The following is a 23,324-nucleotide window of genomic DNA, read 5'->3' as shown; positions in this document are numbered from 1 at the left end:
GTACTATCAGCGGCGACCACCCGAAAGGAGTTCGACCGTGATCCCTGTTTCGCTTCGCACCCTCGCCCTTGCCATCCTCGCCAGCACCAGCGCGGGCGCCCTTGCCGCACCGGCGGCAACCTCACTGACGCTCTATCGCAGCGACGACAACGCGCTGTACAGCGCGGGCGACAACGGCTCCGTGCCATCGGGCCATGCCGTGGCGCGCGAAACGCGCCAGCTCGAACTCAAGGCCGGCACACAGGACATAAGCCTCGATGGACTGCCGCAATACGTCGACCCGGAAGCCATTGCACTGACCGTCGACGGCGACGCCGCCAAGGTGCTGTCGCAACGTCTACGCCTGGGCCAGGGCCAGTACGCCGCCTTGGGCAGCCTGATCGGACAACCCGTCGACGTGTATGGGACGAATGGCGAAGTATTGGCCAGCGGCACCCTGCTGCGCGCCGACGCCAGCGGCCTGATGGTGCGCGACACGTCCAGCGCCAACGAACGCGTTGCATTGATCCACGAATACGGCGCGGTCAAGGCGCGAGGCGTGTTCCAGGTGGGCTCCGGCCTGCAACTGCGCGTGGATGCCAGTCGCGCCGGCAAGGCCAATGCGACGTTGAGCTATTCCACCTCGGGCCTGGGTTGGCGCGCCGCCTACGTCGGCACGCTGGCGCCAGGCGACGGCTGCAAGATGCAGTTCGAATCGCGCGCCAGCATCGCCAACCGCAGCGGTCGCGACTGGAACAACGTGCAACTGATGCTGGTGGCCGGCGAACCGCAACTGGCCCAGTCCTCGGGACCGCGGCCGATGATGTTCAACGCCCGCGCCAAGACGGCCGATGCCGCGCTGCCCGAGCAATCCACGCTGGCCGACTACCGCACGTACAGCTTGCCCGGCACGGTCGACCTGCCCGATGGCAGCGTGAGCCAGGTACCGCTGTACGACACGCGGACCATCGCCTGCGAACGCACGTCGCTGTTTGAAACGGGGACCGCCTGGGTGCCACCGCAGCCCATGATCGGCCAGGATGTCTTCACCAACGGCGGCCCTGAAGGCATTTCCAGCACGCTGCAATTCCGCGCATTCGACAGCATCCCCGCCGGCAACCTGCGCGTGCTGTCGATGGATCGCAACGGCACGCCGCAACTCATTGGCAGCGGTCGCGTCAACGACACGCCCAAGGGCAGCGACGCGCATATCACCCTGGGCATGGCGTTCGATTTGCGCGCCAGCCGCGAGCGCACCACTTTCACCGTGGACAAGAACGGCCACCGCCTGGACGAGGCCTTCCGCATCACGCTCACCAATGCCGGCGACACGCCGCGCGTGGTCACTGTGCGCGAGCATCCCCAGCGCTGGCGCCAGTGGACGCTCGCCTCCTCCAGCATCAAACCGAGTGCGCAGACCACCGACACGCTGGAGTTCAAGGTGACGGTGCCGGCCAACGGCAAGGCCACGCTCGATTACGCGGTGCGCTACCAGTGGACGGCGGACGAGCATCCGCAAGGGTGAGCTGCCAGTGAAGAGGCGCGAGTAGCAAGGGAAAGCGGCGGCCAGCCGTCTTTGCTACTCTCGTCCTCCACTCCTGCCAACTCATCCGGCCACTGCCATGCTCAACCTGATCACGCACGACGCCATCGTCGAAATCAACCTGGCACGTCCGCCGGTAAACGCACTCAATGTCGACTTGCTTCGTGCGCTGCGCGATGCGGTGGACAACGCTGTTGCCGGCGGCGCGCGCGGCATCGTGCTGTCCGGCCAGCCGGGCATGTATTCGGCTGGCGTGGATGTGCCTTCGCTGCTGGGTCGCGATCGCGACGGCGTGCGTGAATTCTGGCGCGAGTTTTTCCAGACAACGTCGACCCTGGCGATGTCGCCGATTCCCATCGTTGCGGCCATCACCGGCCACAGTCCAGCCGGCGGCGCGGTGCTGTCGCTGTTCTGCGACTACCGCGTGATGGCCGAAGGTCCGTTCAAGATCGGCCTCAACGAAGTGCAGGTAGGCCTGGTGGTGCCGGAAAGCATCCAGATGGCGCTGCGTCGCATCGTTGGACCGTATCGCGCCGAACGCCTGATGGTGGCGGGCGCCATGATCGAATCCAGCGAAGCGCTGGCGGTCGGCCTGGTGGACGAACTCACCAATGTCGAACAGGTGGTGACGCGTGCCGTGGTGTGGATGCAGGGCATGCTCGCCCTGCCCTCCAACGCCATGCTCAAGACGCGTGCGATTGCGCGTGCCGACCTTACGGCCGTCTGGGCGCGTCCGGAGGAACTGCCTATCGATGGATTCCTCGATGCGTATTTCCATCCGGAAACGCAGGCTGTGTTGGAAAAGCTGGTTGCGCGGCTGAAGAAGAAAGACTGACCTTGTAGGAGCGCACCCTGTACGCGAACGGCGCCATGCGGCGCCGGGTCGCGCACAGGGTGCGCTCCTACAAAAACCGAGGCTCAGCCGGGCTCAGCGCCCTTGGCCACGGGCCGACTCGCATCGCTCACCCAGCCGCTCCACGACGGCGCGTAAAGACGCGAGCCGGTGAGTCCAGCGTGTTCCATCGCTAGCAGGTTGTGGCAGGCGGTGACGCCCGAGCCGCACATATGCACGACGTCGCTGGGCGCATGCGCGCCGAGCAGTGTCTGGAATTCCTGGCGTAGGACATCGGCCGACTTGAAGTGGCCATCCTCTTGCAGATTTTCCGAGAAGGGCCGATTGAGCGCGCCGGGCACATGGCCACCTACCGGATCGATGGGCTCGACCTCGCCGCGATAACGCGGAACAGCACGCGCATCGAGCAACACGCGCTGCGCATCGCCGCGCAGCGCGGCGTGATCGACGATGGCTTGTTCGGCATCGAAATAGAGGCTGACCGGTTGCGGCTCGCGAACCACATCGCCCGACTCGACCGGCATGCCCGCAGCCACCCAGGCCTGGAAACCGCCATCGAGCACGGCAACGTCGCGGATGCCAGAGAGGCGCAACAGCCACCAGAGGCGAGCGGCAGCGAGCGAACCGTTGGCGGCGTCGTAGCACACGATCTGCATGCCTTCGCGCCAACCCCAGCGCGACAGGGATTCGGAGAACGCGGCTTCCAGCGGCAAGGGGTGTCTCCCCAAACCCAGCGGTTTGCGCGAGAGATCGGATAGATCGCTGTCCAGACTCGCGTAAACCGCGCCAGGGATATGCCCTTCGCGATAATCACGCTCACCCTTGCCGACATCACGTTCGCCGCTGCCGGGCGCCATCAGGTCGAAACGACAATCGACGATCAACACATCGGCTGGTGCAAGCGCCACCAGTTCCTTGACGTCGATCAAGGTGGTCTTGAGTGTCATGCGCGTCCCATCCTCTGCAGGAGATTGAACACCATGGCGGCGGTGGCACCCCAGATGCGGTGGCCGCCATGCACGAATTCCACCATGTCGCGGCGGTGACCGCGGAAATCCATGGTGTAGCGCTTGAGATTGCGCGGTTCAAGGAAGAACGACAGCGGCACTTCGAATACTTCGGCCACTTCGGCCGGCGCGGGATACAGGCGCGCGTCGCCGTCGATGCGCGCGACCACCGGCGTGACGCTGTAACCGCTGATGGTTTCGAAGCGATCGAGAAAACCCAGCGGTGTCACCAGGCGGCTTTCGAGGCCAATTTCTTCTTCGCTTTCGCGCAAGGCGGTGGCAATCGCGTCGGCATCGCCGGGGTCGGTGCGACCGCCGGGAAACGCCACCTGCCCCGCGTGATCCTGCAGATGGTCAGTACGCACGGTCAACACCAGTCGCGGCTGCACGCCGTCGCGTACACCAACCAGTACGGCGGCCGGGCGACGCGGCGTGTCGCCGATCAACTGGACCATGTCCGAATGATTCCAACCCCGGCCCGTTGGCGGTGACGACAAGGGCAATACTGCGTGACTCAAGTCGGTCAGCAGCTCACCCATCACGGTCGTTTCCGGGGAGGCAGCACGTCGCGCATGTAGCGAAGTCGCTCCTGGTCATCCATGGCCCGCCATCCGGCGATTTCAACACCTGTGCGCAGGCAGCCGATGCAATAGCCGCGTTCGTCCAGCCGGCAGATGCCAATGCAAGGACTGAGGGGATTGCCGGATGGACCAGGGGTGCCGTCTGCCGCTGTCATGCTGCGAGGAACTATCAGCGCGGCACGGAGTGTGCCAGCGAAGCCCCCATTCTATCGCAAGGGGCGCAGGCCGTCATTCGAACGCCGCCATGGGCGGCAGCGCTCAGGCGGATGCCATTACTTGATCTCGAGCAGCTCGATTTCGAACACCAGCGCTTCGTTCGGCCCGATGCGCGGCGGATCGCCCTTGATGCCATAGGCCATGGCAGGCGGCACGGTGACTTTCCACAGATCGCCGACGTGCATGCGCTGGATCACTTCCTGCCAGCCCGGGATCACCTTGTTGTTCACCACGAAACTCACCGGCGAACCATGCGCCCATGAGCTGTCGAACTCGGTGCCGTCGATCAGCATGGCGCGGAAGTTCACGGTGACCACCGAGCCTTCCGGTACCTGCCTGGTGCCGGTGCCCTGCTTCACCACTTCGTACTGGATGCCCGACGGCAGCTGGATCACGCCCGGCTTGCTGCGGTTGCGCGCCATGTAATCGGCGCTCTTGCGCGCATTGGTTTCCGCCACGCGCTTGAATTGCGCCAGCGCCTGGCTATGCATCTGCTCGTCGAGTTCGCGCAGCTGGTCGTGCATGTCGCGCATCGACACGGTGGGATGCTTTTTGGCGTAGGCGTCCTGGATCGCGCGCAGCAGCGTGGGGATATCGACGTCCGGATCGCCGTTGGCGAACTGGCTGCCGATCTGGAAACCGATGGCGTAGGACAGCTTGGTCTTGTCCAGCTTGACCTGCGACTGATCCTGCGGGGCGCCACTGACCTGAGCATGCGCCAGACCACCCCAACACAGGATGCCCAGAGCTAGCCAACGCAGTTGTGCCATGCCTTCCTCCATTGCGGCTGCAACCTGGCCATCGTAAGCGGTCCGGGCGAATCGTGCAGCGACGCCGGTCCATCCGGCGTCTGTGCCTTCGAACGCCGGAGGCGGCAAAGGTTCCCGCTGCTACCATGGCGCCTTTTCCGCCGGAGTCGAATCATGGCCTATCGCAACCTGGAAATCGCCAACCGCGGCGCGGTGCGCACCATCACCGTCAATCGCCCGGACAAGCTCAATGCGCTCAATCGGGAGACGCTCAACGAGCTGACGCTGGCCTTCACCCAGGCCGCCCAGGACGATGCGGTGCGGGTAGTCGTGTTGGCCGGCGCGGGTGAGAAGGCCTTTGTGGCCGGTGCGGACATCGCCGAGATGAATGGCTATACGCCTGTGCAGGCACAGAGTTTCTCGCGCACCGGGCAGCGACTGATGAGCCTGGTCGAGCGACTGGGCAAGCCGGTGATCGCGCGCATCCAGGGCTTCGCCCTCGGCGGCGGCATGGAGCTGGCGATGTGCTGTCACCTGCGCGTGGCCAGCGAAAAGGCCAAGTTCGGCCAGCCCGAAATCAACCTGGGACTGATCCCCGGCTTCGGCGGCACCCAGCGCCTGCTGCGCCTGGCCGGCCGTGGCGCGGCGTTGGAGCTGTGCCTGCTGGGCGCCACCATCAACGCCCAGCGCGCCTATGAGCTGGGCGTGGTGACCCGCGTGGTCGCGCCTGAGGCGCTGGATGAAACGGTCAACGCCATGGCCGATCAGTTGGCCGCCGCCGCGCCGCTCGCCGCTGCCGGCATCCTGGACGCCGTGCTGCAGGGTGGCGAAACGAGTATCGATCAGGGTCTGGAGTTTGAAACGCAGGCGTTCGCGCTGGCCTTCGCCACCGAAGACATGCGCGAAGGCACTACGGCCTTCCTGGAAAAGCGCAAGGCGGACTTCAAGGGTCGCTAACGCAAAAAGCGACGGCCAGCGCAGGGCTGGCCGTCGTTGTCATGGCGCGGATCGGGCAGCGCTCAGTGATGGCTGCCGCGGTAATTCTTCTCGCCCGCGGTCACGGCCAGATCCAGACGGTTCTCCGGCGGCGCCAGCGGACAGGTGGCGTACGGCGTGAATGCACACGGCGGGTTGTAGGCGCGATTGAAGTCGAGCACGACCTTGCCGTCCTTCGGCAGATCCGCATACATGAAACGGGCTGCGCCATAGGTGTCCTTGCCGGACGTGCGATCGGCGATGACGAAGAACAGCGAATCGGGTTCTTCCTGGATCGGCATCAGCTCGTAGGTGTGGCCGTCGCGATGGAACACCGCCTTGCCCGGCACCTTTTCCTTGTTGACCGTGCCCAGCACCGAGCCGATCTCCAGCTCGTGCGGCGGGTCGAACGGCACCCAGTCAGCCTCGATGCGCCACGACGGATCGGGCGTGTAGTAATCCAGCCCCAGGAAGTGCGTGCGCGTGTCGGCGTTGCTGTCCTTCACGCGCAAGGCCTTGCGGCCATCGCGCTCGATCACCAGGAAGCTGGCCGAACCGAACGCCACCACCGACGGCGCGCTGTCACCGGCGTGCATGTCGTCGACCAGCGCCGCTTCGGGCACGCTCTTGCCATCCACGGTGGCCGCGCTGTGCTTGTCGAACACGATGTGCATGCTGCCGTCCTTGGCCAGGGTCACCACACCCAGGTGGGCCGGACCGGCTTTCAGCACGATGTCGTTGTCGGCCGCGCTGCCCACGCGATTGGCGCCTTCCTTCAGCCACTCCAGGCCGATCAGGCTGAGCCAGCCATTGGGTGCGGTGAGGCCGGCAAGACGCTTGTTCTGCCAGTTGACGTTTTGCTGGGAGAAATCCGTCGCCGCAGCGGAGGTAGGGGTCTGAGCTTGCACGGTGGCAACTCCAAGGCTCAAGGCAAAGGCAAGAACGGCGGTACGCAACATGGCAGGCCCCGTCGGAATGAAACAGCAGTATGGCCGTCCATTTACAAACCGGGCAAGCGCCGCTCGGTACAGAAACTCGTCAGCGACCGCGCAGGAACAACTTGTCCAGCTCGGGCAGGCTCAGCTGGGTCCAGGTCGGACGTCCGTGATTGCACTGCCCGGAGCGCTCGGTCGCTTCCATTTCGCGCAGCAGCGCGTTCATTTCCGGAATGGTGAGGCGGCGCCCCGCACGCACCGAGCCATGGCAGGCCATGGTCGAGAGCAGCTCGTTCTCCAACTCCTGCAGACGACGCGAACTGCCGTGCTGGGCCAGCTCGGAAAGCACGTCGCGACAGAGCTGCGCCACATCGGCGCCTTCCAGCAGGGCGGGAATGCGCCGCACCACCACACCGGACGGACCGCTGCGCGAGAGCTCCATGCCCCACTCCGCCAAGGCCTCGGCGTGTTCCTCGGCCGCGGCGGCCTCTTTCGCACTCACCGCCACATTCATCGGCACCAGCAGCATCTGCGAACGCAGGTTGCTGCAGACGCGACCAGCCTTGAGCTTTTCGTAGGTGATGCGCTCGTGCGCGGCGTGCATGTCCACCAGGATCAGGCCGTGCGCATTTTCAGCCAGGATATAGATGCTCTTGAGCTGCGCGATGGCGAAGCCCAGCGGCGGCGCTTCCTCTTCGGACGCGTCCGGCATCGGCGCATTGGCAGCGAACGACAACGGTGCGGACACTGTCGAGGGTTCGCCCAAGAGAGCGGCGTAGCCAGCGAGCGGCTCGTCTCGCACGCCCAGGCTCAAGCGGCTCTGGCTCAAGGCATTGGGCCATGCGGGCGCGGCGCTGGCCGATCCCGACGACGGGGCCATGCTGTAACTGTACGACGGCGCCGCTCCCGCCATCGGCGACTCGGCAGCAGGCAGACCCACGTTGCCTGCGCGCGTCTGCGCGAGCGCTTCGTGCAGCGTGCGAAACAGAAAATCGTGCACGAGCCGCTGCTCGCGAAAGCGCACTTCACTCTTGGCCGGATGGACATTCACATCCACCCCGACCGGATCCAGTTCCAGATACAACACAAAGGCCGGATGACGGCCATGGAACAGCACGTCCGCATAGGCCTGGCGCACCGCATGCGCCACGATGCGATCGCGCACCAGCCGGCCGTTGACGTAGAAGTACTGCGAATCAGCCTGCGAACGCGAGGCGGTGGGCAGACCCACCCAGCCCGACAGATGCAGCCCGGCCGCTGCATGATCGATACGCAGGCTTTGCGCGGGGAATTCCTCGCCCAGCACTTCGGCCACGCGCTGCAAGGCGGCGCTTTCGTCGCGCGCGGCCTTGAGCATGCGCACCGGCTTGCCGTTGTGGCTCAGGCGAAATTCCACCGAGCCGCGCGCCAGGGCGAGCGATTTCAGCAGATCGTCGATATGCGCGAATTCGGTGCGCTCGGCGCGGAGAAATTTGCGGCGTGCGGGCACGTTGTAGAACAAGTCGCGCACTTCCACGCTGCTGCCCTGCGGATGCTGCGCGGGACGTGCCGCCTGCAGCTTGCCGCCATCTACTTCGATGCGGAACGCCGTATCCAGTCCCTGCGCGCGCGAGGTCAGCGCAAAGCGGGCCACCGACGACACCGAGGCCAGCGCCTCGCCGCGGAAGCCCATGCTGGCCACGTGCTCCAGATCGTCGAAGCTGCCGATCTTGCTGGTGGCGTGCGAGGCCACCGCCAGCGCCAATTCGTCGGGCACGATGCCGCAGCCGTCGTCGCGTACGCGGATCAGGCGGGAACCGCCTTGTTCGATATCCACTTCAATGCGCGTGGCGCCGGCGTCGAGACTGTTTTCGACCAGTTCCTTCACGACGGAAGAAGGCCGTTCGATCACTTCACCGGCAGCGATCTGATTGATGAGTTCGGGAGGCAGGGGACGAATGACTGGCATCGGCGAAGCTTAGAACCTGACGGCCCCCGGCGAAAGCAGAACGCCGCCCGGAGGCGGCGTTGTTGGTGATTCGTTGAGCAGCCGCTTCAGCCGGCGGGTATGGCCAACATCATGCCCACGCGCACCGAACTGTCGCTTTCCAGCTTGTTCGCGTTCTTGATCGCATTGACGCTGACGCCGTACTGCTTGGCGATGCTGCGCAGGCTTTCGCCCCGCTCCACCCGGTGCAGGTCCTGCACACCGTCATCGGCGCGACTCCCGGCACTGGGCGTGGAGGCCATCGCCTGTGCCACGGCACGTGTGGCCTTGGCAGCGGTCTCGTCGTCGCCCTGCGAGCTGGCGACATTCGCCATGCCGTTGCGACGCGAGGCTTGCGCGGCAAACCAGCTGCCCGGCGGCGGCGTGGCTTCGAAATAGCCGCGCACGCCCGTCATCACCGCCGCGGCGAGACGCGACTGGTGCGAAGGATCGCGCAGCTTGCGCTCTTCGTCCGGATTGCTGATGAAGGCCGTCTCGACCAAGATCGAGGGCACATCCGGCGAGCGCAGCACCACGAAGTTGGCGCGCTCTACGTAGCCGCGATGGGTGGGGCCGAGATTTCCCAGCGCCTTCAGCACGTTGCCTGCCACCGATTCGCTGGCCTGCATGGAATAACCCTGCTGCAGGTCGAGCAGCACGGCCGCCAGGCCGTCGTTCTTGTCGTCCAGCGTCACGCCGCCGATCAGGTCGGCCCGGTTCTGGCCGTCGGCCAGCCAGCGCGCAGCCATGCTGGTTTTGCCGCGTGGCGAGAGCACCCACACGGACGAACCCTTGGCGTCGCCGTTGATGAAGGCGTCGGCGTGGATCGAGACGAACAGGTCCGCCGAGTTGTTGCGGGCGATCTGGTAGCGCTGCGCCAGCGGGATAAAGAAATCGGCGTTGCGGGTCAGGACGGCACGCATGCCGGGCTGCTGGTTGATCTGGTCCGCCAGCTGGCGCGCCACCGCGAGGGTGACGTTCTTCTCCAGCGTCCCGCCCGGACCGTGAGCGCCCGGGTCATCGCCGCCGTGACCGGCATCGATGGCGATCACCACCTTGCGCTCGCCATTGAGCAGGCTGGCTGCCGCACGCGTCGAGGCCATGCCGCTCTGGGTCGGCTTCAGCGAGGAGCGGGTCGAGCTGCGCGACTCGGGCATGGGTGCCGGCGGCGGCATGGCAGCCGGCGGCGGAGCAGCTTCGGGCGCTGCGGCAGCCGAGGCGGAGGCGGAGGCGCTGTCGCCGTCGTCATCCGATGGGGCGGCAGCCGGGATGGGAATATTCGGTACAGGCCGCTTTTCCGGCGACGAGGCCTTAGCCACCGAGCCGCTGCCCGGATAAAGATCGACCACCAAGCGGTAGCCGTACTCCGCCTGCGGCTTGAGCAGGAAGCTTTTGACGTTGCTCGAGGGATCGACCTTGGCGGTCAGGCGGACGTTATTGCCCTGCTTGGCGCCGCTCATGCCCTTGTACAGGCCCGTGGCCGCCGGGTAATTGAAGCCGCCAACGACCGAGCTGCCGTTGATGTCCACGGTCAGCTCGTCGCCGTCCTGGTCGACCTTGTAGGTAACCGGGCCGGAAACATCGAGCACCACGCGGGTGTATTCGGGGCCTGCCCAGACGCGGGCGGACTTCACATCGGCCGCGCGCGACGCGCAAAAAGGCACCACGGCCAGCAGGGCCACGGCACTGAGCAGAGCAGGATGCGTCCTATATCCCTTCATGGAGCGGAATTGAAGCCCACCCGCCCGGGGATTGCAATAGGTTTTCCCTTGAATATCCATAACCTGCGTAAGTTTTGTCAGGCGACATCCAGCTATCGGCCGCAAGCCACGCAAACTGAAGGCGAATTCCCTTATGCCTGCCGAGGGAAAAATCTCAGCAAGTACCGATACTTAGGTGATTCGGGCCGCGTTTACGTCAGGCCAGACGCGAGGTGACCGCCGCGCCGCGGGGGGTGCGCACTTCCATGCGGGCATGGCGCCCGCTCCCGGCATAACTGAGGTGCACGACCAGGTCAGGGGCCGGCAAGGCGCCCGCACCACGCTCGGGCCACTCCACCAGCACTAGGGCCGAGGGATCGGACAGCGCGTCCAGACCCAGCCATTCCAGCTCGCCGGGATCGGCGATGCGGTAGAGGTCCAGATGCCAGGCCGGCCGTCCGTTGGCGCGATAGGACTCAACCAGGCTATAGGTCGGGCTCTTGATGCGCTCGCCGACGCCCAGGGCGCCGAGCAGTGCACGGGCAAAGCTGGTCTTGCCGGCGCCCAGGTCGCCATGCAGATAGACCACCAGGCCATCATCGAGCGCGCCGGCCAGGCGGGTGGCCAGCGCGGCGGTGGTGGCTTCGTCGGGCAGATTCCAGCTCGGTTCCGTCATGCGTCGATTCCGTTGAGCAGCCGGCGCAGCGGCTCCAGCAAGTCGCTGGCGATCAAGCCACGCTCACCGCCGTGACGGGCCGCCAGATCGCCCGCGCGGGCATGCAGGGAGACACCCAGGGTGGCGGCCTGCCAGGCGTCGCAGCCTTGCGCCAGCAGCGCGGCGACGATGCCGGTCAGCAGATCCCCCATGCCGCCGCTGGCCATGCCCGGATTGCCCCAGGGACAGACGGCAACACGCCCCTGCGGATCGGCCACCAGGCTACCTGCGCCCTTCAGCACCGCGACGACCCGATAGCGCCTGGCCAGTTCGCACACGGCCGCAAAACGGTCGGCCGCGATGGCCTTGGTATCGCATCCCAGCAGGCGCGCTGCCTCGCCGGGATGCGGCGTGATCACCGCCGGGCGGGAGAACTCGCGCGGCTCGAGCGCGAGCAGATTCAGGCCGTCCGCATCGAGCACCAGCGGCAGATCGGCGTCGAGCGCGGTCAACCACAGTGCATGCCCCCACGCTCCCTGCCCCAGTCCGGGTCCCACGGCGAGCACGCTGGCACGCGGCAGCAAGGCCTCCAGCGCCTGCGGCCCGTTTACCTCATGGGCCATCAGCTCTGGCCGGGCGCTGTTGAGTGCGATCAGATGTTCGGCACGGGTCGCGACGCTGACCAGTCCGGCGCCACCGCGCAGGGCCGCTTCACCGCACAAGCGGATCGCACCGGCCGTGCCGTGATCGCCGCCGATGGCCAGCACGTGCCCGTTATTGCCCTTGTGCGATTGTCGCGGACGCGGCGGCAGCGTCCACGGATGCATCAGTTCTGCAGCCGCACGGGCGTGCTGCCAAAGCGTTTCCGGCAAGCCCAACGACTCCAACTGCACGGTTCCCACATAGCCCGGCGCCAGCCCCGTATAGAGCCCGCGTTTGGGCGCGATGAAGGTCACGGTGACGCTGGCCTGCACCGCCTCGCCCGGCACATCACCGGTATCGGCATTGACGCCCGAGGGCACGTCCAACGCCAACACCGGCGCGCCGGTCGCATGTATGTGCCGGACCAGCGCAGCGACCTCGGTTGCCAGCGCGCGTTGCAGGCCGGTGCCGTACAAGGCATCGACATGCACATCGACCGACGGAAGCGCGACGGCGTCGCTCCACACGTGCACCGTACCGCCGCCGTGCTCGAACTCGCGACGCGCGCGACCAGCGTCGTCGCCACGGCTCTCGCCCAGCGCAAAAACGTCGGCATGCAGTCCGGCCTCACGCGCCAGCGCCGCCAGCAGGAAGCCGTCGCCACCGTTGTTGCCGGGGCCGCAGTACACCGCGATGCGCCGCGCCTGCGGCCAATGCTGGCGCAGGCAAACCAGCGCCGCAGCGGCGGCGCGCTGCATCAGTTCGTAACCGGGAATGCCGAGCTCTTCGATGGCGCGGCGATCGAGCGCTCGCACCTGTTCGACGGTATAGAGCTCGTGACGATGGGGGTGGGCAGTCATGCGGGAATTATAGGCATGCCAGCGCAGGCCTTAGCGCACGGACCGCCTACAATAGCCACATGTCCCCTGTTGCCGCCCCACCTGCCGACTACGCTGCGCTTGCGCTCGATATCAAGCGCTGGGCGCAGGAGCTTGGCTTTGCCGATTGCGGCATCGCCGGCACCGAGCTGGGCGAGGACGAGGTGCACCTGAAGCGTTGGCTGGACGACGGCCATCACGGCGAGATGGATTACATGGCCCGCCACGGCGACAAACGCAGCCGCCCGGCGGAACTGGAACCGGGCACGCTTCGCGTCGTTTCCGTGCGCATGGATTACATTCCGCCGGGCACGCGCAACGCGTGGAATGTCCTGGGCGATGCCGAAGCCGGTTATGTCGCGCGCTATGCGTTGGGCCGCGACTATCACAAGCTCATGCGCAACCGCTTGCAGAAGTTGGCCGAGCGCATTCATGGCGCCATCGGCGACTTCGGCTATCGCGCCTTCGTCGATTCGGCTCCCGTGCTCGAAAAAGCGCTCGCCCGAAATGCGGGACTGGGCTGGATCGGCAAGCACACCGTGCTGATCAACCGCAGCGCCGGTTCGTACTTCTTCCTCGGCGAGCTCTACACCAATCTGCCACTGCCGGTGGACGCACCTGCCAGCGCGCACTGCGGGAGCTGCCGTCGCTGCATCGATATCTGCCCTACCCAGGCGATCGTCGCGCCATACAAGCTCGATGCGCGACGCTGCATTTCGTATCTCACCATCGAATTGCGCGGAAGTATTCCCGAGGAACTACGCGAGCCGATCGGCAACCGCATTTTCGGCTGCGACGATTGCCAGCTGATCTGTCCCTGGAACAAATTTGCGCAGGATGCGACTGAACCGGATTTCGCGCCGCGTCATCGGCTTGATGGCGCGAAGCTGGTGGAGCTGTTCGGCTGGAGCGAGCAGGAATTCCTGCAGCGCACGGAAGGCATGGCCATCCGTCGCACCGGCTACGAAGGCTGGCTGCGCAATATCGCGGTGGCGCTGGGCAATGCGCCTCATTCGGATGAGGTGCGGGATGCGCTGCTAGCGCGCAGCGATCATCCGTCGGAGATCGTGCGCGAGCATGTAGCGTGGGCGCTGGCGAAGCATCCTGCCTGACACGCACAACAATGCTTATCCTGTGGGAGCGCACCCTGTGCGCGACTGACGCCTCGCGAGGCCTGTCGCGCACAGGGTGCGCTCCCACAGTGGCGGCTCAGACCTTGCGGCGCTCGTGGATCGCCTCGATCAGCGCCTGCGTGGACGAATCCAGTCCTGCGACCTTCTTCGCCCCGCCCTCTTCCAACGCCGGCAGAATCTGCCGCGCAATCGACTTGCCCAGCTCCACGCCCCACTGATCGAACGCGTTGACACCCCACAGGTGGCCAAGCATGAACACCTTGTGCTCGTACAACGCGATCAGTGCACCGAGGCTTTCCGGCGTGAGCGCGTCCAGTAGCATCACCGTGCTGGGTCTATCGCCCGGGAAAGTGCGCTGCGCGGCCAGCACGCGACGCTCTTCGTCAGTACCCGACTTCGCTTCGGCGAGCGCTTCGTCGAACGTCTTGCCCAGCGCAAGCGCAGCCGCCTGGGCGAGCAAGTTCGACAACAGCGCCTCGTGGTTTGCGGTGAGATCGTGCGCCGGCTTCACCACGCCGATGAACTCCAGCGGCACCACATCGGTGCCCTGGTGCAGCGACTGGAAATACGCATGCTGCGCATTGGTGCCCACGCTGCCCCACACCACCGCCGAGGTCGGTTGCGCGACCGGCTGTCCCTGCTTGGTGACCTGCTTGCCCAGGCTCTCCATTTCCAGCTGCTGCAGGTAGGAGGTGAGATCGGTGAGCAGGTCGGCGTAAGGGATCACTGCGCGACTGCCGCGGCCCTGGACGTCGCGGTTCCAGTACTCCACCAGACTCAGCAGCACCGGCAAGTTCTCCGACCAGGCCGCGCTGCGGAAATGATCGTCCACCAGCGCCGCGCCTTTGAGCAGCTCGTGGAAGTTGTACGAGCCGATAGCCAGCGCGAGCGACAGGCCCACGGCCGACCACACGGAAAAGCGGCCACCGACGAAGTCCCACATCGGATAAACCTGTGCCGCCGGAATGCCCCACTTTGCCGCCTCGGCGACATTGGCGCTCACGGCAAGAAAGTGGCGCGACACGGCAGCCTGGTCGCCGTCGTAGGCGCGGCTGATCCACTCGCGCATCACGTTGCCGTTGAGCAAGGTTTCCTGCGTGGTGAAGGTCTTGGAGACCACGATCACCAGCGTGCGCTTGGGATCGAGCTGATGCATCAGCTCGTAGGCGGACTGGCCGTCCACATTGGTGAGGAAATGACTGCGCAGCCCCGGCACGTGATACGGCGTGAGCGCGCGGGCAGCGAGGCGCGGCCCGAGGTCCGAGCCGCCGATGCCGATGTTCACGATGTCGGTGATGCCGGGCGCCACGCCGAAGGCGCTGGCGTCGCCGAGTTCCACGGCCTTGACCAGCGCATCGATGCGCTTGAGCGTGGCGTCGATTTCCTTGAGCGCATCGCGCGGTGCGGGCGAAGGCAATTGCGAACCGCCGGCGCGCAGCGCGGTGTGCAGCACCGCACGGTCTTCGGAGGTATTGATGGGCTGGCCGGAGAACATCGCATCGCGCGCTGCCTGCCAGCCGCTGGCTTCGACGTGCGCGCCGAGAGCGTCCAACGCAACCTGGTCGAGCTTCTGGCGACTCAGGTCCAGCAGGATTGGCCCGAGGCGATGGCGCAGGCGCTTGCCGCGGGCGGCGTCCTTCAGCAATTCCCGCAGGTGCGTGCCTGCGAGCCGGTCAACGTGTTCTGCAAGAAAAGACGGACGGCGCTCGGACGACATGGGAACTCATGCTCGGCGAAGGGGGACGTCGATCTTACGCAGCTTCGCGCACCCTTTGCCAGCAGATTGTTGCACCGCACCCAGGCCCCGCCCTGAGGCGAGGCGCAAAGCTTCAGGCCGCGGCCATCTGCTTGGGAATCGAGCGATTGGTGTGCGAGATGGCGTTGTTGGCGTCCACGTACACCAGGGTCGGCTGGAACTGCTCGAGCTCGGCCTCGGACAGCTGGCAGAACGCGGCAATGATGACCAGGTCGCCCGGCTGTGCGCGGTGGGCGGCGCTGCCGTTCACCGAGATGATGCCCGAGCCTTCCTCGGCACGCAGCGCGTAAGTGACGAAGCGCTTGCCGTTGTTGATGTTCCACGCATGGATCTGCTCGTACTCGCGAATGCCGGAGGCATCGAGCAACAGGCCGTCGATGGCGATGGAGCCTTCGTAATGGAGCTCGGCATGGGTCACCGTCGCACGGTGGATCTTGGCCTTGAGCATGTTCAGGTTCATGACTTCAGTTTCCGGCAGGAATTGCCCGCGTAGCCCACTATTATCCCGCCGAGACGCGCCGCGTCGCAACATGGGGTCCCGGCAGGCCCTTGATGGGGTCGGTCAGTCGAAAGGCAAGTTGTCGATCAGCCGGGTCGAGCCCAGCCGGGCCGCGATCAGGGCGACCAGGCCTTCGGTCTCGCCGTCGACCGGTTCAGCCAGGTCTTCGGAGCGCCGAATGACGGCGTAATCAGGGTCGAAACCGGCCCGGGCAAGCTTGGAAGCCGCCGCCTGCTCCACCACCGACCAGGCGTGCCCCTTGGCGATGAGATCGCGCATCTGCTGCAGGGTGGCGTAGATCTGCGGCGCCAGGGTGCGGTGTTCGGCCGAGAGGTACTGGTTTCGCGAGCTCAAGGCGAGGCCGTCCTCGGCACGCAGCGTGGGCGCCGCAATGATCTTCACCGGCAGCGAGAGATCGCGAACCATCCGCTCGATCACCTTGAGCTGCTGGAAATCCTTCTGGCCAAACACGGCCAGATCCGGCTCCACCAGGTTGAACAGCTTGCACACCACCGTAGCCACGCCGTCGAAATGCCCCGGGCGGTGGGCACCCTCGAGCGTTTCGGTGAGTTGCGGCACATGGATGCTCACGCTGTTCTGCGCGCCGAACGGGTACAGCGTGGGCACTTCCGGGGCAAACAGCAGGTCGCAGTCCTGTTCGGCCAACCCCACCTGATCCTGCACCAGGGTGCGCGGATAACGCTCGAAGTCTTCGTTCGGGCCGAACTGGGTGGGATTGACGAACACGCTGGCCACTACCCGATCGGCGCGGGCTCGGGCCAGTTTGATCAACGAATGGTGACCGGCGTGCAGGTTACCCAGGGTGGGCACGAAACCCACCGTAAGGCCCTGGCCGCGCCAGCCGCGGATGGTGGCGCGGAGCGCCGCGGCATCTTGCACAGTCTGCATGTCTTTGAGCTCTGCTGCCTCAGTCGAAGCAATGTTCCGGCGCCGGGAAGGCGCCACTGCGCACATCCTCGGCATAGGCCGCGATCGCCGCAGCCACAGAGTCGCGTCCTGCGAGGAAATCCTTGCTGAACTTGGGTCGCTTGCCGGGCGTCACCGCCAGCATGTCGTGGATCACCAGCACCTGCCCGTCGCAATGCGGGCCGGCGCCGATGCCAATGGTAGGAATGGACACAGCCTGCGTGATGCGCTCGCCCAGTGCGGTGGGAATGCCTTCCAGCACAAGCAGGTCGGCGCCCGCGGCTTCCACCGCCTTGGCGTCCTCGACCAGGCGGTCGGCGGCGTCCTGCGCGCGGCCCTGGATACGGAAACCGCCGAACTTGTGCACCGATTGCGGCGTCAGGCCCAGGTGCGCGCATACCGGAATGGCGCGTTCGACCAGCGCGGTGATCACTTCGAGAATATGCGGCGAGGCGCCCTCGATCTTCACCATCGCGGCGCCACCCTCGCCCACCAGCTGCGCGCCAGCTTCCAACGCGTGGGCGACATCGCGATCGGCCATGAACGGGAAGTCGGCGATGAGCAAAGTGGCGTTGAGTCCGCGCGACACGATGCTGGTGTGATAGACCATGTGGTCCAGCGTCACCGGCAGCGTGCTTTTGTGCCCCTGGATCACCATGCCGAGCGAGTCGCCCACCAGCGCCACGTCGACGCCAGCCATTTCCAATTGCGCCGCGAAACTCGCGTCGTAACAGGTGAGCATGACGATGCGTTGGCCTGCTTCCTTCATCCCGCGCAACGCCGGCACGGTGACCGGCTTGCGCGTGGGGGCGTTCGCTTTTTGCGAGTACACGACAATTCCCTAGAACGGAGGCAGGCGCGGATTATCCCGCGTGTGGCGTGAAGGGCTCAAGGCAGACGCTCGCAACCGGTGGTTTCGATGCCTGCCAGCAGATCCGCCACCTTACCCTGGCCCGGCAACTCCAGCGTCGGCGCCAGGTCGTTCAGTGGCAACAGTACAAAAGCACGCTCAGCCATGCGCGGATGAGGCAGCGTCAGGCGATCGTCCGATAGCACGACGCCGTCCATGTGCAGCACATCGAGATCAAGCGTGCGCGGGCCCCAGCGCTCGCCATCGCGCACCCGGCCGGCATCGCGCTCGATCTTCAGCAAGGCATCGAGCAGCTGGTGCGGCGTCAGTCCGGTATCGATCTGAGCGACCGCATTGATGAAAGCAGGTTGATCGAGCACGCCCCAGGGAGGCGTGAGATACAGCGCTGAGCGGGCGAGCAAGCGGGTTTGCGGGAGTGCATCCAGCGCGCCGAACGCGCCCAGCACGTGTCCTTGCGCGTCGCCTAGGTTGCTGCCCAACGCAATGAACGCAACCGTCACGCGGGATCCGACTTGTTGCCCGACTTCGAGCTCGGCTTGCGACGACGGCGCTTGCGCGGCTTGGCGGCCGGCGCAGCGCTTTCCACTGCCGAACCCGACGCGCTGCCCGACAAGGCCGCCGCCAGCGTTTCGTGCGGCAACTGCTGCGCGTGCTGCCACCATGCGCCGAGCTCGCGCACCGCGGGGGATTCCTCCGCACGCAGCAGCAGGAAGTCGAAGGCGGCACGGAAACGCGGATGCGTCATCAGGCGGAATACGCGCTTGCGCTGCACTTGTTCAAAGCGCGGCTGCATGCCCCAGATTTCTTCCATGGTCAGCGTGAAACGACGCGGGATCGCCACGCGCTGGCATTGCTCGACGATGACGTGGGTGGCGGCGCGTTCCCACGCGGCCACTGGCTCCATGCCCTTGGTGATCCAGGTATGCGCCAGGTCGCGCACTTCGCCCCACAGCAGCACGGCGAACAGGAAGGCCGGCGTCACCGACTTGCCTTCGGCGACGCGTGCATCGGTATTGGCCAGGCCCTGCTCGATCAGCGCACGCAGCGCCTTGTCGCCGCGCTTGAGCGCGCGTGCCGTGGCCGGAAACATGAACTTCAGCAGGCCGGTCTGTTCGAGCATGTGGAAGCTCTTGAGGCCATGCCCTGACAGGAACAGCTTGAGCGACTCGTCAAACAATCGCGCCGGCGCAGCGTCGGCCAGCAGCGGCCCGAGCTCGTCGAACGGCGCCGCGGCGGCCGCGTCGATGCGGAAATTGAGCTTGGCCGCGAGGCGCACGGCACGCAGCATGCGCACGGGATCTTCGCGGTAGCGCGTTTCCGGATCGCCGATCAGGTGCAGCACGCGGTCCTGCACGTCCTGCATGCCGCCGACATAGTCGCGCACCGAGAAATCGCTGATGTCGTAGTACAGCGCGTTGACGCGGAAGTCGCGACGGATCGCGTCCTCTTCGATCGAGCCCCACACGTTGTCGCGCACGATGCGGCCGTCGACGATGTGGCGATCGCCCTCGCCTTCTTCTTCGCCGGTGCCACGGAAGGTGGCCACTTCGATGATTTCCGGACCGTACACCACGTGGGCCAGCCGGAAACGGCGGCCGATCAGGCGCGAATTGCGGAAGAGTTTCTTGACCTCGTCGGGCGTGGCGTTGGTGGCCACGTCGAAGTCCTTGGGATGACCGCCCAGCAGCAGGTCGCGAACGGCGCCTCCCACCAGATAGGCCTGGTAGCCGGCCTCGTTGAGGCGATAGAGCACGCGCAGCGCTGCCTTGCTGATGTTCTTGCGCGAAATCACGTGCTGCTCGCGCGGGATGATGCGCAATGCAGGCGTGGCGTTGGTCCTTGCGTCGTGATTCAAGCGGTCTGGATCCTTGCAGGCGCTTAGCGCCATTCAAAGCGATCAATGCGGCATCGTTCCGCCGCCTCCACATTCCACCATGCCCCATCGGGCCGGTGGCCGTCCGCCCGGTCGGTCCTTGAGCCCCTGAGGGCATTGCCGGGCGAAGCAATTCCGCTATACTAGCGCGCTCCGGTGCATTTCGCTCCCTTCGTCTAGTGGCCTAGGACACCGCCCTCTCAAGGCGGGAACACGAGTTCGAACCTCGTAGGGAGCGCCACTTCCGGCCTGGCACGGGCCCCGGCTCATTCAAGACAGGCACGAGAGCGTATGACTTTTGTCGTCACCGACAACTGCATCAAGTGCAAATACACCGACTGTGTCGAAGTTTGCCCCGTCGACGCCTTCCACGAAGGCCCCAACTTCCTCGTGATCGATCCGGACGAGTGCATCGACTGCACCTTGTGCGAGCCGGAGTGCCCGATCAACGCGATCTATCCGGAAGACGACGTGCCCGCCGGACAGGAAAGCTTCACTGCCCTGAACGCGGCGCTGGCCAAGAGCTGGCCGGTCATCACCGAGCGCAAGGACGGCCTCGCCGACGCCAAGGACTGGGAAAACAAGCCAAACAAGCTCGACCTGCTCGAACGCTGAACGCCATCCCGGACGCTGTACCCCTCCGCAGGACACCCCGGTTCGCGCATAAAAAAACGCCGCCCTTGAGGCGGCGTTTTTATTGGCCGTAAGGCAACGGATCAACCGCCGCCCATGCGACCCTTGAGGGTATCGATCACCTTGGCCACCGCGGCGGCATCGCCCTGGGCGCGCACTTCGCTGGCCTTCTCGCCGCTGGTGCCCACGGTCAGCAGCACCTGGCGCGGCTTGGCGCCCGGGGCATCCGCAGACTCCTTGGACTTGCCGTTGAACATGCTGCTGAAGAAGCCCTTCTTCTGGGTCGGCTGATCCGATGCGACCACGCTAAGCGTATAGGTGTGCGCGTCATCGTCGTGCCCCACCACCTGGCCAATATCACCATTCTCCAGGGCCTGGCCCACGCGGCGATAGGTGTTGTCGATGCTGTCGTTCAGCACAAAGCCGTCGGCGATCTGGGCGCTGCTGTTGCCCACGCGCGCGGTCGCACCATTGGAGGTCGGGTTGTTGGCGCCCGCTTCCGGAATGACCAGCGCGGCGCTGGTGGAAGGCGTATCCAGGCCCGGCGGAATTTCCAGCGGCGACTCCTGTTTGGCCGTTTCCCAGGCCTTCTGCGAACGGAACATGCCGCAGCCAGAGAGCAGCAAGGCAGACAGGGCCAGTACCGGCAGGGCCACGACAAGCGGGGATTTCTTCATGTAAGCAGATTCCGTAGGAGTATCAGTTGCCCGAAATGTCAGGCCGCATTCGCCAAGGATGCCAGACCCGCCAGCGCTTCGCGAAGTCGCGCGCGGTCCGGACCATCCTCCAATTCAACCAAAGGCAGGCGTGGCGCCGCCAATCCCAAGCCCAGCGGCGGCAATCCGGCCTTCACAGCAATCGGGTTCGGCGCGCAGTTGAGCGCCGAAACCAGCGGCGCCAGCACGGCGTCGCAACGCTGTGCTTCAGCCCGATCGCCTGCCGTGGCGGCATCGCACAACATGCGAAACGCGCGAGGCACCAGATTGGCTACCACCGAGATCGTCCCCGCCGCGCCAGCGAGCATCGCCTTGCAGGCCGTGCCGTCGTCACCGGACAGATAGACGAAATCCGGCCGCGCAAGTTCCGCGATGGCGCGAATCCTTTCATCGGTGCCCAGCGCTTCCTTGAGGCCCACGATGGCCGGGTGGTCGCGCAGTTCAGCCACCGTTGCCGGCAGCAGGTCGCAACCCGTGCGCGCCGGCACGTTGTACAGCACCACCGGCAGGCCGCCATGGTCAGCCACTTCGAGGAAATGGCGACGCAGGCCTTCCTGGGTCGGTCGCACGTAGTACGGAGCCACCACCAGGGCCGCATCAGCACCCAGCGCTTTCGCACGCCGCGTGAGCGCCACGGTCTTGGCCGTGCCCGCCTCGCCGGTCCCGGCAAGGACCAACATGCGGCCGGCCACCCGTTCCACGGCAAACGCGAGCAGGCGCTCGTATTCGTCGTGCTCGAGCATATGGGCCTCGCCGGTTGAACCGGCCACGACCACGCCTTCGGTTCCGCCGTCGATCTGGTAGTCAAGCAGCTTTGCGAAAGCCGCAAGATCAAGCGCCCCGTCCGCCGCGAACGGCGTGACCAGCGCACAGATGCTTCCGCGAATGTTCAAGACCGGCTCCGCCTGAAACTCAAACCCGGCATGTTACCGGAAAAGCTTGTTCAGCCAATACAGAGCCCTGGGCCGGCCCTGCCAGCGCTATCCCGCGTCCGAATTCACCCTGGACAGCCCGCCCAAGTCCATGGAGCGGGCGCAGTCCTGGATTCCCCCTCAATGGGCGTTCGGACCGATCAGCAGGGGTTTCGGGATGGTGGTATGCAACATCTCATCCTTCATCTGCATCGTGGCCGCGCGATCGCGCTCCATATCGCTGTACTTGCGACAGGTGGTCTTCGGAAGATGGGACCCGGTGGGTTGTTCGTGTACGCAGATCTCTTTGTCGCCATCGCGGCGGGTAAGGATCGCATTGATCTCGGACTGGTCGTTGTAGAGCTGGATCTTGGACTTGTCGTCCATGGCGTCGACCTTGGTGAACCGATCCAGGAGCGACTGCATATCACCAAGGTCCTTGGTGACGGTGCCGCGCTCCTCAGCGTTGACGAACTCAAAGCGGCCGCCTGCCTGCATCTGTTCGCGCACATGGTCGGCCACAGGGGCGAATGTATCCCTCGTATCGGCCTTGACGTCAGGCGGTGGCGGGCTCTTCGCCAGCAGCGAAGTCGCAGGAACAAGAAACACCAATACCGCAACAGCAAGCTGCGCACGCACCAACTTCATGATCTAACCCCCTGGTTGTCTTAGCCGAAACAAACGCCATCCCGATGCGTCAATGCGTACCCAGCGCCGAGGACGGAGCCGCCTCTCGCATCGTATGCAGCATGGCATCCTTCATGTTGAGCATGTCCCGCCGCTCGCGCTCTATCTGGGCGTAGTTGCGGCAGGTGGTCTTGGGAAGATGAGATCCCGTCGGCTGCTCGTGCGTGCAGATTTCGCGTTCGCCGTCGCGCCTGGTGAGCAGCGCGTTCACTTCCGACTGATCGTTGTAGAGCTGGATCTTGGACTTGTCGTCCATCGCATCGACCTTGCCGAAGCGGTCGAACAAGCCATGCATGTCATTCATATCGTGCTCGACCGTCTCGCGCTCTTCCGCGGTCAGGAACTCGAAACGTCCGCCCGCGCCCATCTCCTGATGGACATGGTCCATGACCCCTTCGAACTTCTCTTTGGTATCTGCCTTGACGTCCGGCGGCGTTGGATTCTTGGCATACGCCAGCGCCTGCGAAAACGGGATTGCCATGGCGGCAACCATCAACCACGCATGCACGTGCTTCATAATCCGCTCCCCATTGATGAGCCCCTAGGACGGCGGCGCGACCGCCAAAATGTTACGCCCGGCCTGGCAGGCAGTCAAAAAGCGACTTTCAGCCGGCCAGAGGACTTACTTGCGGGTCTCTG

The 23,324-nt window shown here is 65.4% G+C and carries 24 protein-coding genes and 1 tRNA gene; 6 read left to right on the top strand and 19 right to left on the bottom strand.

Annotated elements, in window-relative coordinates; genetic code table 11:
- Positions 1-37: 37 nt before the first annotated feature.
- A complete protein-coding gene (locus AB4Y82_RS18375) occupies positions 38-1,504 on the top strand; it encodes a DUF4139 domain-containing protein (protein ID WP_441605187.1) in 1,467 nt (488 codons plus the stop codon).
- A gap of 97 nt (positions 1,505-1,601) precedes the next feature.
- Positions 1,602-2,357: an enoyl-CoA hydratase/isomerase family protein gene (locus AB4Y82_RS18370; RefSeq protein WP_441605186.1), complete on the top strand. Its 756-nt coding sequence runs from the start codon at positions 1,602-1,604 to the stop codon at positions 2,355-2,357.
- Between the two features lie 83 nt (positions 2,358-2,440).
- Here AB4Y82_RS18370 and AB4Y82_RS18365 read toward each other — a convergent pair whose 3' ends face one another.
- The 4 genes from AB4Y82_RS18365 to AB4Y82_RS18350 form a co-directional block, all read right to left on the bottom strand.
- Positions 2,441-3,322, bottom strand: coding sequence for a sulfurtransferase (locus AB4Y82_RS18365; protein ID WP_441605185.1), 882 nt, complete (start codon positions 3,320-3,322; stop codon positions 2,441-2,443).
- Positions 3,319-3,837: a CoA pyrophosphatase gene (locus AB4Y82_RS18360; RefSeq protein WP_441605184.1), complete on the bottom strand. Its 519-nt coding sequence runs from the start codon at positions 3,835-3,837 to the stop codon at positions 3,319-3,321. Before AB4Y82_RS18360 ends, AB4Y82_RS18365 begins: the two co-directional genes overlap by 4 nt.
- A gap of 83 nt (positions 3,838-3,920) precedes the next feature.
- The gene (locus AB4Y82_RS18355) at positions 3,921-4,118 is read right to left on the bottom strand and encodes a DUF1289 domain-containing protein (RefSeq protein WP_441605183.1); all 198 of its coding nucleotides are present in this window, start codon (positions 4,116-4,118) and stop codon (positions 3,921-3,923) included.
- Between the two features lie 117 nt (positions 4,119-4,235).
- On the bottom strand, positions 4,236-4,949 hold the full coding sequence (locus AB4Y82_RS18350; protein WP_441605182.1) for an FKBP-type peptidyl-prolyl cis-trans isomerase: 714 nt from the start codon (positions 4,947-4,949) through the stop codon (positions 4,236-4,238).
- A gap of 153 nt (positions 4,950-5,102) precedes the next feature.
- Between AB4Y82_RS18350 and AB4Y82_RS18345 the strand changes: the two genes are divergently transcribed.
- On the top strand, positions 5,103-5,885 hold the full coding sequence (locus tag AB4Y82_RS18345) for an enoyl-CoA hydratase-related protein (RefSeq protein WP_441605181.1): 783 nt from the start codon (positions 5,103-5,105) through the stop codon (positions 5,883-5,885).
- Positions 5,886-5,947: 62 nt separating this feature from the next.
- On the opposite strand, the gene AB4Y82_RS18340 is transcribed toward AB4Y82_RS18345, so the two are convergent.
- From AB4Y82_RS18340 to AB4Y82_RS18320, 5 genes are all read right to left on the bottom strand, one after another.
- Positions 5,948-6,862 carry a DUF1684 domain-containing protein gene (locus tag AB4Y82_RS18340; protein WP_441605180.1) on the bottom strand — a complete coding sequence of 305 codons (915 nt, stop codon included), beginning with the start codon at positions 6,860-6,862 and terminating at the stop codon, positions 5,948-5,950.
- A gap of 79 nt (positions 6,863-6,941) precedes the next feature.
- Complete coding sequence (gene mutL, locus AB4Y82_RS18335) at positions 6,942-8,786, bottom strand: DNA mismatch repair endonuclease MutL (RefSeq protein ID WP_441605179.1); 1,845 nt, start codon at positions 8,784-8,786, stop codon at positions 6,942-6,944.
- An 86-nt stretch (positions 8,787-8,872) separates the two neighbouring features.
- A complete protein-coding gene (locus AB4Y82_RS18330; protein WP_441605178.1) occupies positions 8,873-10,525 on the bottom strand; it encodes an N-acetylmuramoyl-L-alanine amidase in 1,653 nt (550 codons plus the stop codon).
- A gap of 196 nt (positions 10,526-10,721) precedes the next feature.
- Positions 10,722-11,180: a tRNA (adenosine(37)-N6)-threonylcarbamoyltransferase complex ATPase subunit type 1 TsaE gene (gene tsaE, locus AB4Y82_RS18325; protein ID WP_441605177.1), complete on the bottom strand. Its 459-nt coding sequence runs from the start codon at positions 11,178-11,180 to the stop codon at positions 10,722-10,724.
- Positions 11,177-12,661, bottom strand: a complete 1,485-nt coding sequence (locus tag AB4Y82_RS18320; RefSeq protein ID WP_441605176.1) for an NAD(P)H-hydrate dehydratase — start codon at positions 12,659-12,661, stop codon at positions 11,177-11,179. The genes tsaE and AB4Y82_RS18320 overlap by 4 nt, the downstream gene beginning before the upstream one ends.
- A gap of 59 nt (positions 12,662-12,720) precedes the next feature.
- On the opposite strand from AB4Y82_RS18320, the gene queG reads away from it, so the two are divergent.
- The gene (gene queG, locus AB4Y82_RS18315) at positions 12,721-13,791 is read left to right on the top strand and encodes a tRNA epoxyqueuosine(34) reductase QueG (protein ID WP_441605175.1); all 1,071 of its coding nucleotides are present in this window, start codon (positions 12,721-12,723) and stop codon (positions 13,789-13,791) included.
- Between the two features lie 97 nt (positions 13,792-13,888).
- Here queG and pgi read toward each other — a convergent pair whose 3' ends face one another.
- From pgi to pcnB, 6 genes are all read right to left on the bottom strand, one after another.
- Positions 13,889-15,529, bottom strand: coding sequence for a glucose-6-phosphate isomerase (pgi, locus tag AB4Y82_RS18310; protein ID WP_441605174.1), 1,641 nt, complete (start codon positions 15,527-15,529; stop codon positions 13,889-13,891).
- A gap of 112 nt (positions 15,530-15,641) precedes the next feature.
- Positions 15,642-16,028, bottom strand: a complete 387-nt coding sequence (gene panD / locus AB4Y82_RS18305; protein ID WP_046971832.1) for an aspartate 1-decarboxylase — start codon at positions 16,026-16,028, stop codon at positions 15,642-15,644.
- A gap of 102 nt (positions 16,029-16,130) precedes the next feature.
- On the bottom strand, positions 16,131-16,976 hold the full coding sequence (gene panC / locus AB4Y82_RS18300; protein ID WP_441605173.1) for a pantoate--beta-alanine ligase: 846 nt from the start codon (positions 16,974-16,976) through the stop codon (positions 16,131-16,133).
- Positions 16,977-16,995: 19 nt separating this feature from the next.
- The gene (panB, locus tag AB4Y82_RS18295; RefSeq protein ID WP_441605172.1) at positions 16,996-17,826 is read right to left on the bottom strand and encodes a 3-methyl-2-oxobutanoate hydroxymethyltransferase; all 831 of its coding nucleotides are present in this window, start codon (positions 17,824-17,826) and stop codon (positions 16,996-16,998) included.
- 56 nt (positions 17,827-17,882) lie between these two features.
- The gene (folK, locus tag AB4Y82_RS18290) at positions 17,883-18,365 is read right to left on the bottom strand and encodes a 2-amino-4-hydroxy-6-hydroxymethyldihydropteridine diphosphokinase (protein WP_441605171.1); all 483 of its coding nucleotides are present in this window, start codon (positions 18,363-18,365) and stop codon (positions 17,883-17,885) included.
- A complete protein-coding gene (pcnB, locus tag AB4Y82_RS18285) occupies positions 18,362-19,720 on the bottom strand; it encodes a polynucleotide adenylyltransferase PcnB (protein ID WP_441605170.1) in 1,359 nt (452 codons plus the stop codon). Before pcnB ends, folK begins: the two co-directional genes overlap by 4 nt.
- Before the next feature lie 183 nt (positions 19,721-19,903).
- Between pcnB and AB4Y82_RS18280 the strand changes: the two genes are divergently transcribed.
- Positions 19,904-19,979: transfer RNA gene (locus tag AB4Y82_RS18280), tRNA-Glu, on the top strand.
- A gap of 50 nt (positions 19,980-20,029) precedes the next feature.
- On the top strand, positions 20,030-20,353 hold the full coding sequence (gene fdxA / locus AB4Y82_RS18275) for a ferredoxin FdxA (protein ID WP_441605169.1): 324 nt from the start codon (positions 20,030-20,032) through the stop codon (positions 20,351-20,353).
- Positions 20,354-20,454: 101 nt separating this feature from the next.
- Here the strand turns inward: fdxA and AB4Y82_RS18270 are convergent, their stop codons facing one another.
- The 4 genes from AB4Y82_RS18270 to AB4Y82_RS18255 form a co-directional block, all read right to left on the bottom strand.
- A complete protein-coding gene (locus AB4Y82_RS18270; RefSeq protein ID WP_441605168.1) occupies positions 20,455-21,048 on the bottom strand; it encodes a hypothetical protein in 594 nt (197 codons plus the stop codon).
- 38 nt (positions 21,049-21,086) lie between these two features.
- On the bottom strand, positions 21,087-21,980 hold the full coding sequence (dapA, locus tag AB4Y82_RS18265; protein ID WP_441605167.1) for a 4-hydroxy-tetrahydrodipicolinate synthase: 894 nt from the start codon (positions 21,978-21,980) through the stop codon (positions 21,087-21,089).
- Between the two features lie 159 nt (positions 21,981-22,139).
- Positions 22,140-22,646 carry a hypothetical protein gene (locus tag AB4Y82_RS18260; protein WP_441605166.1) on the bottom strand — a complete coding sequence of 169 codons (507 nt, stop codon included), beginning with the start codon at positions 22,644-22,646 and terminating at the stop codon, positions 22,140-22,142.
- 49 nt (positions 22,647-22,695) lie between these two features.
- On the bottom strand, positions 22,696-23,178 hold the full coding sequence (locus AB4Y82_RS18255; protein WP_441605165.1) for a hypothetical protein: 483 nt from the start codon (positions 23,176-23,178) through the stop codon (positions 22,696-22,698).
- Positions 23,179-23,324: the final 146 nt, after the last annotated feature.

Origin of the sequence: Dyella sp. 2YAF14, assembly GCF_052114725.1 — a bacterium.
Taxonomy (GTDB): domain Bacteria; phylum Pseudomonadota; class Gammaproteobacteria; order Xanthomonadales; family Rhodanobacteraceae; genus Dyella.
This window is presented reverse-complemented; position numbering and strand designations above follow the sequence as displayed.

What these genes read in the sequence shown, in the direction of transcription:
- mutL (WP_441605179.1), bottom strand. Translation starts at nt 8,786, where the DNA reads ATGCCAGTCATTCGTCCCCTGCCTCCCGAACTCATCAATCAGATCGCT.
- panD (WP_046971832.1), bottom strand. Translation starts at nt 16,028, where the DNA reads ATGAACCTGAACATGCTCAAGGCCAAGATCCACCGTGCGACGGTGACC.
- queG (WP_441605175.1), top strand. Translation starts at nt 12,721, where the DNA reads ATGTCCCCTGTTGCCGCCCCACCTGCCGACTACGCTGCGCTTGCGCTC.
- pgi (WP_441605174.1), bottom strand. Translation starts at nt 15,529, where the DNA reads ATGTCGTCCGAGCGCCGTCCGTCTTTTCTTGCAGAACACGTTGACCGG.
- AB4Y82_RS18360 (WP_441605184.1), bottom strand. Translation starts at nt 3,837, where the DNA reads ATGGTCCAGTTGATCGGCGACACGCCGCGTCGCCCGGCCGCCGTACTG.
- AB4Y82_RS18330 (WP_441605178.1), bottom strand. Translation starts at nt 10,525, where the DNA reads ATGAAGGGATATAGGACGCATCCTGCTCTGCTCAGTGCCGTGGCCCTG.
- tsaE (WP_441605177.1), bottom strand. Translation starts at nt 11,180, where the DNA reads ATGACGGAACCGAGCTGGAATCTGCCCGACGAAGCCACCACCGCCGCG.
- panC (WP_441605173.1), bottom strand. Translation starts at nt 16,976, where the DNA reads ATGCAGACTGTGCAAGATGCCGCGGCGCTCCGCGCCACCATCCGCGGC.
- AB4Y82_RS18345 (WP_441605181.1), top strand. Translation starts at nt 5,103, where the DNA reads ATGGCCTATCGCAACCTGGAAATCGCCAACCGCGGCGCGGTGCGCACC.
- AB4Y82_RS18340 (WP_441605180.1), bottom strand. Translation starts at nt 6,862, where the DNA reads ATGTTGCGTACCGCCGTTCTTGCCTTTGCCTTGAGCCTTGGAGTTGCC.
- AB4Y82_RS18270 (WP_441605168.1), bottom strand. Translation starts at nt 21,048, where the DNA reads ATGAAGAAATCCCCGCTTGTCGTGGCCCTGCCGGTACTGGCCCTGTCT.
- AB4Y82_RS18370 (WP_441605186.1), top strand. Translation starts at nt 1,602, where the DNA reads ATGCTCAACCTGATCACGCACGACGCCATCGTCGAAATCAACCTGGCA.
- AB4Y82_RS18320 (WP_441605176.1), bottom strand. Translation starts at nt 12,661, where the DNA reads ATGACTGCCCACCCCCATCGTCACGAGCTCTATACCGTCGAACAGGTG.
- AB4Y82_RS18255 (WP_441605165.1), bottom strand. Translation starts at nt 23,178, where the DNA reads ATGGTTGCCGCCATGGCAATCCCGTTTTCGCAGGCGCTGGCGTATGCC.
- AB4Y82_RS18355 (WP_441605183.1), bottom strand. Translation starts at nt 4,118, where the DNA reads ATGACAGCGGCAGACGGCACCCCTGGTCCATCCGGCAATCCCCTCAGT.
- AB4Y82_RS18350 (WP_441605182.1), bottom strand. Translation starts at nt 4,949, where the DNA reads ATGGCACAACTGCGTTGGCTAGCTCTGGGCATCCTGTGTTGGGGTGGT.
- AB4Y82_RS18260 (WP_441605166.1), bottom strand. Translation starts at nt 22,646, where the DNA reads ATGAAGTTGGTGCGTGCGCAGCTTGCTGTTGCGGTATTGGTGTTTCTT.
- AB4Y82_RS18365 (WP_441605185.1), bottom strand. Translation starts at nt 3,322, where the DNA reads ATGACACTCAAGACCACCTTGATCGACGTCAAGGAACTGGTGGCGCTT.
- fdxA (WP_441605169.1), top strand. Translation starts at nt 20,030, where the DNA reads ATGACTTTTGTCGTCACCGACAACTGCATCAAGTGCAAATACACCGAC.